Genomic DNA, 12,053 nt, shown 5'->3' with positions numbered 1-12,053 from the left:
TCTCCCGATGTTCAAGATGATCAACCCTGTTCGCGACTACGCGTGGGGCTCCACCACCGCGTTCAGCGAGCTCTTCGGCTGGGCCGCCTCGGCGACTCCGCGGGCGGAGATCTGGATGGGTGCCCATCCCTCAGATCCCTCCTGTCTGGAGCTGGGTGCAGAGTCCTCCCGGACCCTGCCCGCCGCCCAGGCCGCAGAAGCGGACCGAGCAGCAGGCGCCACCCAGGCTCCCGATGCGACCCGCCCCCGTGAGGCGCCGCGAGCCTGCGGTGAGGTCATCTCCCTGCCGGACTATCTACGCGAGGCCGAGCAGCTCCCCGACGGGTTCTCCTTTCTGCTCAAGGTCCTCGCCGCCGACCGTCCGCTCTCGATCCAGTCACACCCCACCGCGGACCGTGCCCGCCGCGGCTTCGCGGCCGAGGAGGCCGCCGGGATCGCCGCCGATGCTCCGCATCGCAGCTATAAGGATCCCAACGCCAAGCCGGAGCTGATCGTGGCGCTGACCGAATTCTCGGCGCTCTGCGGCTTCCGGCCCTACCCGCAGGCGTCGAAGGTGCTGACCTCATTGCGCGCCGCGCTGGCCCTGGCCGGAGGTTCGGCACAGCAGACCCGGCTGCCCGCGGTGCTGGACCGGCTCCAGGGGTTCGTCGCGGCGCAGGACTACCGGGCGGCGCTGGAACACCTGCTCGGGAGCGGACGCGCCGAGGTCGAGGCCGCCGCGCAGGAGCTGCATGAGCTGCTGCAGTTCTCCTCCGGCTCCGCAGAGCACCCGGCTACGGAGCTGGATGACTCCCTGGACCCCGGCACCCGAGAAATGCTGCTCCAGGTCAGTGCGGCATTCCCCGCGGATCCCGGCATCTTCGTCACGCTGCTGCTGAACCAGGTCCGGCTGCAGCCCGGGGAATCCATCTACCTCCCGGCGGGGAACCTGCACGCCTATCTGCACGGAGTGGGCGTGGAGCTGATGGGGAACTCCGACAACGTGCTGCGTGGCGGACTGACCAGCAAGCACCTCGACGTGGAGGAGCTGCTGCGGGTCACGGACTGGGAGGTCCTGCCTGTTCCGCACTGCCCGGTGCGACGGTCCGGATCGGCTCCGAGTCGAGCCCAGTACCAGGCGCCCTTCCCAGAGTTTCAGCTCGAGAGCCTGGAGTTCCCGGGGGAGACGGTGCTCGAAGGCGCGGGCTGCGCCATCGTGCTGTGCACGGCCGGAGAGCTCACACTGGGCGCCCCGGCGGAGCCTGAGCGTCCGGTCCAGGAGTCTGCAGTCACCGACTCCGCAGGAACCTCTCGTATGCTGACCCTGAGACCGGGCGAATCAGCCTTCCTGCCGGACCCCACCGGCCACCGGCTGAGCGCTCTCGCTCACGCCCAGGCCTTCGTGGCCCACACCACCTCCGTCAGCCCAGACCAGGAGCACCCACGCCCATGATCACCAAGCTGTGGCGGCGTATCGAGAACCTCTTCCTCACGCTCTGGCGCGAGGTCGCCAAGTTCGGCGCCGTGGGCGGTGTCGCCTTCATCATCGACTCCGCGATCTTCCTCTGGCTGATCAGCGGACCCATGGACGACTCGCAGCTCAAGGCCAAGGTGGTCGCCGGCGTCGTCGCCACGCTGTTCTCCTGGATGGCGAACCGCTACTGGACCTTCCGGCACAAGCGCTCCACCGGCAAGACCCGCGAGCTGATGCTGTTCCTGCTGATGAACGCCATCGGACTGGGCATCCAGACCGGCTGCGTCGGCGTGTCCAAATACCTGCTGGGCCTGGACTCAGTGACCGAGGTCTTCATCGCCGGCAACGTGATCGGACTGGTGCTGGCCACCATCTTCCGGTTCTTCGCCTATAAGTACTGGGTCTTCACCACCGATCGCGGCTCACTCCCGGATCTTCCCGCGGACCAGGACCCGGCCGCCGACGCCGCCGAGGTCACCTCCCGCTGATCCGAGCTGACGCCGGACTCCCGCGCCGGGCGCACAGGGTCAGCGGACCGCCTCATTGCGCAGCATCTGCTCCCACGCCTGCGGCTGCGCGGCCGGATCGCCCTGGAACAGCACCACCGGTCGGCTCTGCGCCCAGGTCGCCAGCATCTTCGGCAGCAGGTCTGCCGCACCCCAGTGGGTGAGTCCCCAGTCCTGCAGGGGCGCCTGCGGCGAGGCTCCGACGACGACGAGCCCGCCGCTGCGCCCAGCCGCGGCGCCGGGCTCTGAGCGTGCCCCCTCCGGCACCAGGACCTCGGACAGCCCACGCGGCGGCAGCGGTGCCGGCAGCTGGTCCGGATGCTGGCGCACCTCGGCGGAGATGTCCAGCGCCCAAGCCGGGAGCCGCTGGCCGGTGGCCTCCTCGAAGGAGGCATCCAGCAGTCCGGGGGAGAGCGCAGCGAGCTCCGCGTCCCCCAGTAGCTGTCCCCAGGTCCCGGATCCCGTCCAGTCGCCGGGACGCTCGGTGACCACCAGTCCTGGCTGCTGTGCTGCGATGGCGGCGGCAAGCACCGCCTGGTCGCTCTGCGGGGCTCCGGGATCGATCACGGAGATCCTCCAGCCCAGGGCCCCCGCGGCGAGCAGAACGGCTGCGGCCTTCCAATGCGCGGCGGCGTGGATCAGCACGGCGTCGTCAGCCTCGATCTCAGACTCCTGGTCGAAGAGCCCGATCAACTTCACCGTCCAGTTCTGCAGCACCCGCCCGGAGAGCTCCACGCGCTCCTCGCCCTGACCGGCTCCGTACCAGATCAGCGCCGGCTGCGGACGGGCCTCGAGCAGGTCCAGCAGGGCGGGGAAGGTCTGCGGCGGGCCGGCGGTGGAACCACTGAGTGTGAGCGGGGTCATAAGATCTCTCCTGAGTTCGCCACGCCTCGCGCACAGCGAATTCTCGACGGCGTGTCGGGCGTGATCAAGGGGTTGACGGTCTGGTAGTGGCGACTTAAGTCGCTCACTTGACGGATCATTACTTACGCCAGTGTAATTAGGTGCAGTACACGCAGGATCAATCTCGGGAGGCCCTTTGATGGGGAACGCAGAGCGGCTGGGCGCAGAACGGCCCGGCACCACGGCCATAGCCCGCAGGACGGGACTCGAGGTTCCTGCTGATTGGTTCGTGGACCCTGCTGATCCCCAGGCCGCTGAGCGCCTGGAGCACGGCAAGACCTTGGAGGACCAGGCCACCGCCTTCCTCGCGGCCCACGAGGAGGCCGAACGGCTCGCGGACGAGGGCTCCTCCGCCGCGACGAGCTCCTCGGTCACCGCCCTCAGTGAGGCTCCTTCCCGCCGCACTGAGGCGCCGACCCACGAGGCTCCGCGTCATGAGTCTCTGGAGACCTCAGCGCCCCAGACGCGACCGGCAGAGCCCAGCCGCACCTGGCTGGGGCTGCCCACGCTGGTCCCCACCGAGGAGATCGAAGGCGAACTCGCCTGGCAGGTGGACGCGCTGTGCGCGCAGACCGACCCGGAGGCCTTCTTCCCTGAGAAGGGCGGCTCCACCCGTGACGCCAAGAAGGTCTGCGGCGCCTGCAACGTGAAGCAGGAATGCCTGGAGTACGCGCTGGGCAACGACGAGCGCTTCGGCATCTGGGGCGGACTCTCCGAGCGCGAGCGGCGCAAGCTTCGGAAGAGAGCACTCTGATCAACGGTCCAACAGGACCCCACATCGCCGCCGTCGTCCTGCACGACGGCGGCGATTTGCCGTCCGCTCCAGATCCCGCCGCAGCAGGCACCACACCAGGCGCTCCAGAAGCCGGTTCCGGCGTCCCCGGCAATGAGCCGGAAAGTGCGGCGCAGCGGACCAGGCAGGCGCTTGCCGCGCAGACCCGGGCGCCGGATCACGTCATCGAACTCGCCGGGCCCGGCTATCGAGGCGTCCAGGACCTGTCCCGCTCAGTGCGCTCGGCACTCTTGGAGGACCGGCGGCAGGCGCGCAGCACCGCGCGCAAGGGACCCGGCGGGACCACGGTCACCCAGCTCTGGCGCAGCCTGGAGCGAGGACTGCCCGACGGCTTCGCGCCGCGTCACCAGTGGCTGTGGATCCTGCCTGCGGGGACCATCCCCACCTCCGACGCGCTTGAGCGCCTCGAAGAGCGCCTCTTCACGGTCAAGGACGAGGAGACGCACGCCCAGATCCAGGTCATCGGCGCCAAGCAGCTCGCCGCCGAGACCCCGGAGCGCCTGGTCAATGTGGGTCTCTACAACGCCCGCTCCGCCGAGGTGCTCACCGCCACCGAGCCCAAGGAGCTGGACCAGGGCCAGTACGACGGCCGCGACGCGGTCCCCGCCGTCTCCGGCGAGGGCATGCTGGTCCACGCCTCGCTCTTCGGTGACCTCGGCGGCTTCGATCCGGCGCTCACCGGAGACTACGCCGCCGCCCAGTTCTGCCGCCGCGCCCGGGAGGTCGGCGCGCACATCGTCGTGGAACCCACCGCCCGGGTGCTCCGCGAGGACCCGCCACGCCGGGATACCGTGCACCGTCTCGGTGGCACGCTGTATCTTCCCGCCGAACAGCGGGTGAGCCAGATCCGCCGACGCCTGGCCACGGTGACACCGCTGGCGGTTCCGTTCCTGTGGCTGGGCATGTGGATCGCCGCCCTGCTGCGGCTGATCGGACTCACCGTGGTCAAGGCCCCCGACGCCGGCGCCGGTGAGTTCTTCGCCACGGTGCGTGCCCTGTTCAGCTGGGGTGCCATCGGGCACACGCGTCGCTTCGCCGCGCAGGGACGCAAGGCGGCCCTGGCGCGCCTGCACCGGGACGAGCAGATCCGCTCCACCACCGAGGTCCTGCGCGCCGGAAGACAGTCAGAGGCGCGCATGATGCTCAGCGGCAGCGACCTCCGCGCGCAGCGGCGCTCCGCGATGACCGCAGAGACCGTCTCTGTCCCGCGCACCCGGTTCACCCCGGGGTTCTACGGCGAGCCCGAGGACACCGCCGAGCGAGAGAACAACGAGGATGCGCTGCTGGAGATCGGCGCCTCCGACGGCGAGTTCGACGAGATGCCATCGCGCCGCTCCGGAGACCGCCTCGGCCTGTTCCTGATGCTGCTGGCCCTGGCCGGAGTCTCCCTCCTGGCCTTCCGCGACCTGCTCTCGGCTGAAGCCATCACCGGCGGGGCCGCGCTCCCGGTGGCCGGTTCGCTGCAGGAGGTCTTCGCCCACTCGGTGAGCTTCCTGGCCGCTGACAGCCTCGGCGCGCTCTCCGCCGCGGACCCCTTCAACCTGCTGCTGCTGGCGCTCTCCGCCCTGAGCTTCGGCCACGCCTCCGCCGTGCTGGTCTGGCTGCTGATCCTGGCGCTGCCGCTGAGCGCACTCAGCGCCTGGTACGCCGCCGGACTCTGGTCCACCAAAGCCTCCCGACGGGTGGTCTCGGCGCTGCTCTGGACCGCGGTGCCGACCCTGCACATCGCCGTGGGGGAGGGGCGCATCGGCGCGGTCCTGGTCCACATCCTGCTCCCGGTGGCGGTGGTGGCCACCGTCCGCGCGGTCGGCCGGGCCGCCGTCGGACTCGGTGTCGCCGGAAGCTGGGAGTACGCCACCGGTGCCGCGCTGCTGCTGATGGTGCTCACCGCCGCCTCCCCGGCGCTGCTGCCCCTGGTGGTGCTCACCGGCATCGTGCTCGCAGCGGTCCTGGGGCGCCGCGGCCGTCCGCTCTGGCTGATCCCGCTGACCTCCCTCGCGGTGGCCGCCCCGATGATCGCCTCCGCCCTGCTGCAGGGGAAGAACCTCGCCGCGGTCCTGGCCCACGAACCCGGCGCGGCGCTGGCCGTCGACGCCGCTCCGCTGTGGCAGCAGCTGCTCGGCTTCTCCCGCGCCTTCGATCCCGCAGCAGGGCTGGCCTCCGCCACCGCCGCCAGCTCCTGGCTGCCCGCCTACCTGGCCGGGGACTTCTGGAGTCTGCGGATCGCGCTGCTGATCGGTCTGCCGCTGCTGCTGATCGCGCTGCTGGGAATCATCACCGGCGGCCGCACCCGGCCGCTGCCGATCGTGGCCGGCGCCCTGCTGCTTGTAACCCTCGGACTCTCCGCGCTCCTCGGGCTGCTGGCCGCCGGATCCGACGGCACCGCCGTGATCACGGGCAACCCCGGACCGGTGGTCTCGGTGATGGTGTTCTGCCTGCTCGCCGCAGGCATGGCCTCCCTGGATCGGTTCCCGCTGGCCTTCCCAAGAGTCGGCGGCACGATCACCCCGGTGATCTCCACGCTTCTGGTGCTCGCCATCGGCGCCTCGCTGGTCCTGTTCTACAGCCCCCGCGTCATGCCCGGGGCACCCCTGACCGGTCAGCCGCTGACCGCCGTGAACGCTGCACCCACGCTCATCGAGGCCGGCACGCTGCGACAGCTCCCGGCCACTGCCGCAGACCAGGGCACCGGTCCCGCACAGCTGCGCACGCTGGTGCTCTCCGCGGCCGATCCCGGCGTGACCGGCGAACTCGTCTCCGGCGAGGGACGCACACTGGAGAAGTCCCGCGCCGTGGTCGCCGCCGGTGACCTGCCGCTCTGGGCGCAGCCAGAACTCCTGCCGAACCTGCTCGGAGGCACCCGAGACGACGCCGTCGCGGCGACCGAACCGGCTGGGGCGGGTCCCGAGGCGACCGAGGCGGGAACCGAGTTCTCTGCCGCCGAGCAGCGCCTGGCCTCGCTGATCGCCGCGCTGATCACTCCCGGCGCCGTGCAGACCGAGGAGCTGATGGCCGAACTCGGTGTGGGCTACGTGCTCATCGACCAGGGGGAGCCCGCAGTGCTCACCGACGCCGTGGACACCGCAGCCGGCCTGGTCTCGGTCGGAGTGACCGATCGTGGTGAGCTCTGGCGGGCCGAGGTCGACGAGGACGCGCTGCTGCCCTCCGGAGAGGGACTCTTCGGCGTTCCCACCAGCTGGGCTCGGATCGTGAACTCCGACGGTGAGCTCCAGGCGCTGCTGCCCAGCGGGTCACAGTCACTCGATGTGGATCTGGAGCAGGTCACCGCCGAGGACGGCGCGGGGCTGGGCCTGGATCCGCAGGGCGAGTACCTGGTGGAGCTCTCCACCGAGCAGGCCAGCGGCTGGCGAGCGAGCTGGGACGGCCAGGACCTGGAGGCTGTGCCGGTGACATCCGACGCGACGGCCGCGGAGGCTGATGCACCCGCCGCCTGGACGCAGCGGTTCCAGCTGCCCGACCAGGCGCTGACCGATCAGGGCGCCGGGCTGCAGGGGCAGCTCAGCGCCGAGCACCGCAGCGCCTACCAGCTGCCGGTTCTAATCACCCTGGGAGCCTTGCTGCTGCTGGTGGTGCTGATCGCCATCCCGCTGCCGCGCGGAAGCCGCATGCTTCCGGTGGCGGACACCGATGAGCTGGAAGGACGCAGGGGATGAGCGGCAAGAAGGTCAGGGTCAAGAAGCTCATCAAGGAGCAGCGCCGGGCACGCAAGCGCGCCATCCGTGACCAGGAGCGCGCTGCCACGCTGAAGGCCAAGCAGGACGCGGCCTCAGCCCGCGCGGAGTTGAAGGCCGAGGAGCAGCGGCAGCGCCAGGAGCGGCAGCAGACGCGCGAGAAGCAGAACCAGGAACGCACCCGGCAGCAGCAGGAGCGCAAGCAGGAGCAGGCACAGGGGCGCGAGCGGCAGCAGGAGCAGGACCGTGATCGCCCCAGCCCCAGTCTCAGCCCCAAGTCAGGTGCGGTGACAGCGGGTGCTGCCGCGACCTCGGCAGCCGCGGCGTCTACGACCCCGGCGCAGCCCGCCAGCACCAGGCAGACCCGACGTGAGCGCCGTCGTCGCGCCGGTCGCGCTGGGGATGCCGACCGCTCCGACCAGCGTGACACCGGGACCGGTCCCGAGCATGACACCGAGCCCGGTCCTGAGCATGAGACCCAGCCTGGTCCTGGGCCTGACGCCTCTGCCGCCTCGGCGGGGAGGCCGCGAGGCGCAGCCAGGGCCCGCACCGCCGCCGTCGTCGTCACCGCCGGAGTGCTCGCCACCATGGCTGGCTCGGTGGCGCTGGACGGGCTCATGGATGGCCGCTCTCACGCCGCCACCTCCGGCGTAGGGGCGACGGCCGCGCTCGGCGCAGCATCGGTGACCGCCTCGCAGGCCGGGCAGAGCTTCATCTGTCCGCCGCTGCCGGGACAGCCGGATTCCCTCACCACCGATGGCCTGGTGGAGTACCGGGACCGAGACTCCTCAGCCTCCTCCCGGTTCTCCGCAGTGCTCTTCGCCACCGACCTGAGCGGCTCATTCTCGGAAGCCTCCTGGGCCCAGCTGAACGAGCAGGGTCGCATCAACGAGACCACCCTGACCGAGGCCTCCGCCGCGGACGAGGCCGACTCCAGGGAAGCGGCGGCCGCGGCTGCCCCGCTGAGTCAGCGCGAGGCGGTCTACACCTCCGCCGCCGACCTCGCCCGGCCCCCGCTGCTGGAGACGGCCGCGACCGCTGACGGCAGCGCCCAGGCGGCGGCCGCGCTCTACGAATACCAGGCCGACGCAGGCCCGGTGGCCGGACTCGCGGTCGGAGCCTGCACCGCGCCCGAGCGCAGCCAATGGTTCTTCGGACCCGAGATCGCCGCCGGATCCGCCTCGCTGCTGACCTTGGCCAATCCGTTCGACCGCTCCGCCACGGTGGAGATCTCCAGCGTTGATTCCGACGGCGACCGTGGGACCTCCGGCACCCGATCCATCGTCGTCCCCGGAGAGACGACCCGTTCGGTGAACATCGCCGGGCTGGCCTCCTCCGGTTCGGATCTGGGCGTCCAGGTCCGCTCGGCCGGAGCGCCGGTGACCGCGCAGCTGCAGTCCTCCCGCGCCTCCGGACTGACCGGCACCGGCGTGGAGTTCCTGCCCGGGATGACCGCGCCGGGCACCGAGCACCTGATGCCGGGCGTCCCGATCCCCGATGGCGTCCCCGCCTCGGGCGAGGACGACGATGAGGAGTCCACCGCACCGCCGGAGCTGTGGATCCACGTCCCCGGTGACCAGGGCGCGACCGTGGAGCTGCAGGTCTTCGGGGAGGACGGCCAGCAGGTCATCGAGACCCCCGGCGTCTTCACCGTCAACGGAGGCGAGATCGACGCGGTCAATCTGCGCGGCCTGGAACCCGGAGTGAGCGATATCCGCGTGCGCACCGACGTGCCCGCCTACGTGGGGGTGCGCAGCGAGACCGAGGAGGGCACCGACTTCGGCTGGGCTGCACCCGCGGCGCCGCTGCGGGAGGGGTCCGGAACGCTGCTGCCAGAGCTCGGGGAGACCGAGCTGCACCTCTTCGCCACCGGCGCCTCGGGAAGCATCGCCTACCGGGTGCTCGACGCCGAGGGGGGCTTCGGCGCCGAACAGAGTCTCGATCTCTCGGCCGAGAGTGCCAGCGTCATCTCCGCCGAGGACCTGACCGCGGCCGCGCCGGAGGGCAGCCAGGGCGGCCCCGTGGTGATCGTCTTCGCCGATCCGCAGCTCGACGGCGAGGGGAGCGTGCACGCGATGATGTCCACCTCCACAGACGACGGTCAGTTCAGTCTGACCCCGGTCTCGCCGCTGCGCGGAGCCGAGGAGTACGTGCCGGTGCGGCTGCTGCGCTGAGCCGCTCCGGGGAGCATTGACACCTCTGGCAGCGACTCTGGAGCATTGCCGGCATGAGTGCATCTCCCGCGGCGGCGGATCCTCCCGAACAGGTCACCGGACTCGTCCTGCTGGGCCCCTTCGTGCGGAACCCACCGGCTTCCAGGATCAGCCTGGCGATCTTCCGAGCGATGACGACGCCGTTCTGGGTGGCCAGGATGTGGAAGGCCTATATGCCCACCCTCTACTCGGGCAGCAAGCCGGCGGACTTCAAGGAATACCGCGAGAAGGTCGGCGCCAGCCTCCGCCGCCCCGAAGACGGCAAGACGTTCTCGCTCACCACCAGACAGACCGACCACGCCCCGGCCGAGGCCAGGCTGCTCCAGGTCAGCGCTCCCGCCCCGGTCGTGATGGGCGAGCGCGACCCCGTCTCCAAGGGCCCCGCAGCGGAGGCACACTGGAGCGGGGAGACCCTGCAGGCCGAGGTCGTGATGGTGTCCGAGGCGGGCCACTCTCCGCAGTCCCAGCAGCCGGAGATCACCGCGCGCGATCCTGGACTTCCTCGACCAGATGGTTCCCCACAGCTGAGGAGCCGTCTCACGCGGGCCCGGCTCAACGGTGCGGCGTCGGGCGGTACACCAGCGCCTGGATATGCCCGTCGAGGGTTCGACTCTCCAGCAGCTCGAGATCAAGATCGCCTGCGCCTCGGAGGATCGGGCTGGCCCCGGTGTGGCCTGAGATGACCGGAAAGATGGTCACCTGGATGCGGTCAACCAGTCCGGCGGCCAGCAGCGACCAATTCAGCGACAGGCTCGCCTGGGAGCGCAGCGGCACCGCAGACTCCGCCTTCAACCTCCGCACGATCCTCGCGGCGTCCCCACGCAGGATCCGCGCGTCAGGCCAGCCCAGAGTGCTCTGCAGCGTCGAGGACACCACAGCTGCAGGTTTCCGCAGAAGATGCTGGTTCCACGCATCGAGAGCGTTCGGATCGGTCCCTGCAGACATGATCTCCGCGACCTCGCGGAACGTGGTGGCACCGAAGATCATGAGCTGATCGGGCTCGAGCAGTCCTGCGCGATGCTCCAACAGCTCAGGCCCCTGTCTGCCCCAGTAACCGCCCCAGTCCGCGCCCTCGGCGAAGGCGCCAAAGCCGTCGAGGGTGCAGAAGACGTCCCAGGTGTAGTCAGCAGTCATGACAAGCCTCATCAGTGGAAGGCGGAGCACGTCGGCGGACCTGGCAGAAGCTGCCCCGAGGCACAGCAGCGCGCGGATTGACCACCGTAGTCGCGCGTGAAGCCGTGCTCCAGAGCCGCGGGCCGATCCGCCTCGATCGACCCCGATCCGCCGCCTGCCGTTGTGCCTCACGGAGGTCTCAGGGAGTGGTTGCTAGGGTGGTCTCTCGTGGATTCCTTGCGTCGATGCACCAGAAACAGCTGTGAGCGGCCCGCAGCCGCCACTCTGACCTACTCGTATAAGGACTCCACGGTGGTGGTGGGCCCGCTGAGCGTCTACGCGGAGCCGCACACCTACGATCTCTGCGATCGGCACGCCACCTCGGTCACGCCGCCGCGCGGCTGGGAGGTGCTGCGGCTGACGCTCAGCTCAGCACCGAAGCAGGAGGATGACCTGCTGGCACTGGCCGACGCCGTGCGCGAGTCTCCCGAGGTCCAGGCCGCCTGGGCGCTGGCACAGAAGGCCCAGCGCGAGGCAGAGCAGTCCGGCCATGAGGCCGAGCGCGCCGAGGAGCCCGAGCTGCCCATGCGCTCCTCCCGGGACCGGATGGCTCCACCCGTGCGCGCCGGGAGCCCCGGGATCTCACGCGGGCACCTGCGCATGATCCAGGACTGAGCTGCGGCGCCCAGGTGTTCGAGGACTGAGCTGAAGACTCCGCCCAGGGTGCACCAGAGGGTGCGCCGAAGAGTGCATCGAGCCGGCCGGGCCTGAGCGCTCGGGCCGGTCCACAGCATCGTCGCGCGTTGGTAGAGTGACGTGCCAAAGACTCCGGGAGGTCACGTGGGAACAGGTCCGCACGCGCAGACGATGCACATCGGTGAACTCGCAGAACGCACCGGGCTGTCCCTGCGGACCATTCGGCACTACGGCGACGTCGGGCTGCTGCCAGCAAGCGGCCGCACCGAAGGCGGATTCCGGCTCTACAGCGAGGCGGATCAGCAGCGTCTGATGCGGATCAAGTACCTCAAGCCGCTGGGGTTCAGCCTCGAGGAGCTCACCGAGGTGGTGGCGCTGCTCGAGCTGGATTCCCTCGATGCCGACCAGCGGGAACGTGCACAGGCGTCCCTGGAGCACGTGGTGCGCGAGCGCGAGAAGCTTGCGGCCTATCTGGTCCAGGCAGACCTATTGGCTGATCAGCTGCGCGGTCAGCTCAACAGCTGACGCGTCCCCGCAGCTGAGGCGTTGCTCACACAGCTATAACCCTACCCTTACGTTAGGGTAGAGTCTTTGGTGTCACCGGTGGGGGCCTGCCTCGCCACCCTCCCTTTCCTCTCCCGCATCGCCGCGCACCTGCCCGACGCATTGCATCCCATGGACACC

At 70.3% G+C, this 12,053-nt stretch carries 9 protein-coding genes; 7 read left to right on the top strand and 2 right to left on the bottom strand.

Annotated features, from left to right (window positions below; translation table 11 throughout):
- Nucleotides 1-7 precede the first annotated feature (7 nt).
- Nucleotides 8-1,432, top strand: coding sequence for a mannose-6-phosphate isomerase, class I (gene manA, locus HNR11_RS00755; protein WP_179440690.1), 1,425 nt, complete (start codon nt 8-10; stop codon nt 1,430-1,432).
- Nucleotides 1,429-1,941 (top strand): GtrA family protein, encoded by a 513-nt coding sequence (locus HNR11_RS00750; protein ID WP_179440689.1) that lies wholly within the window; start codon nt 1,429-1,431, stop codon nt 1,939-1,941. The genes manA and HNR11_RS00750 overlap by 4 nt, the downstream gene beginning before the upstream one ends.
- Before the next feature lie 39 nt (nt 1,942-1,980).
- Here the strand turns inward: HNR11_RS00750 and HNR11_RS00745 are convergent, their stop codons facing one another.
- A complete protein-coding gene (locus HNR11_RS00745) occupies nt 1,981-2,823 on the bottom strand; it encodes a TIGR03089 family protein (protein WP_179440688.1) in 843 nt (280 codons plus the stop codon).
- 178 nt (nt 2,824-3,001) lie between these two features.
- Here HNR11_RS00745 and HNR11_RS00740 point away from each other — a divergent pair, with 178 nt between their 5' ends.
- From HNR11_RS00740 to HNR11_RS00730, 3 genes are read left to right on the top strand one after another with little or no spacing between them, the layout of a single operon-like run.
- A complete protein-coding gene (locus tag HNR11_RS00740; protein ID WP_179440687.1) occupies nt 3,002-3,616 on the top strand; it encodes a WhiB family transcriptional regulator in 615 nt (204 codons plus the stop codon).
- A gap of 56 nt (nt 3,617-3,672) precedes the next feature.
- Complete coding sequence (locus HNR11_RS00735; protein ID WP_179440686.1) at nt 3,673-7,329, top strand: glycosyltransferase family 2 protein; 3,657 nt, start codon at nt 3,673-3,675, stop codon at nt 7,327-7,329.
- Entirely contained in the window at nt 7,326-9,521 is a 2,196-nt protein-coding gene (locus HNR11_RS00730) for a DUF5719 family protein (RefSeq protein WP_179440685.1), read from the top strand. Before HNR11_RS00735 ends, HNR11_RS00730 begins: the two co-directional genes overlap by 4 nt.
- 591 nt (nt 9,522-10,112) lie before the next feature.
- Here HNR11_RS00730 and HNR11_RS00725 read toward each other — a convergent pair.
- Nucleotides 10,113-10,694 carry a dihydrofolate reductase family protein gene (locus tag HNR11_RS00725; protein WP_179440684.1) on the bottom strand — a complete coding sequence of 194 codons (582 nt, stop codon included), beginning with the start codon at nt 10,692-10,694 and terminating at the stop codon, nt 10,113-10,115.
- Between the two features lie 207 nt (nt 10,695-10,901).
- Here HNR11_RS00725 and HNR11_RS00720 point away from each other — a divergent pair, with 207 nt between their 5' ends.
- Together HNR11_RS00720 and HNR11_RS00715 are read left to right on the top strand one after the other, a co-directional pair.
- Nucleotides 10,902-11,348: a DUF3499 family protein gene (locus HNR11_RS00720; RefSeq protein ID WP_179440683.1), complete on the top strand. Its 447-nt coding sequence runs from the start codon at nt 10,902-10,904 to the stop codon at nt 11,346-11,348.
- Between the two features lie 165 nt (nt 11,349-11,513).
- Entirely contained in the window at nt 11,514-11,894 is a 381-nt protein-coding gene (locus HNR11_RS00715; RefSeq protein WP_375139258.1) for a helix-turn-helix domain-containing protein, read from the top strand.
- Nucleotides 11,895-12,053: the final 159 nt, after the last annotated feature.

The sequence above is a fragment of the Nesterenkonia sandarakina genome, assembly GCF_013410215.1.
GTDB lineage: Bacteria > Actinomycetota > Actinomycetes > Actinomycetales > Micrococcaceae > Nesterenkonia > Nesterenkonia sandarakina.
Note: the sequence above shows the minus strand (reverse complement) of the source record. Positions and strands in the feature narration are given on the sequence as shown.

Bases quoted from the DNA above. Each gene is read 5' to 3' on its own strand.
- manA (WP_179440690.1), top strand. From the start codon at position 8: ATGTTCAAGATGATCAACCCTGTTCGCGACTACGCGTGGGGCTCCACC.
- HNR11_RS00750 (WP_179440689.1), top strand. From the start codon at position 1,429: ATGATCACCAAGCTGTGGCGGCGTATCGAGAACCTCTTCCTCACGCTC.
- HNR11_RS00745 (WP_179440688.1), bottom strand. From the start codon at position 2,823: ATGACCCCGCTCACACTCAGTGGTTCCACCGCCGGCCCGCCGCAGACC.
- HNR11_RS00740 (WP_179440687.1), top strand. From the start codon at position 3,002: ATGGGGAACGCAGAGCGGCTGGGCGCAGAACGGCCCGGCACCACGGCC.
- HNR11_RS00730 (WP_179440685.1), top strand. From the start codon at position 7,326: ATGAGCGGCAAGAAGGTCAGGGTCAAGAAGCTCATCAAGGAGCAGCGC.
- HNR11_RS00725 (WP_179440684.1), bottom strand. From the start codon at position 10,694: ATGACTGCTGACTACACCTGGGACGTCTTCTGCACCCTCGACGGCTTT.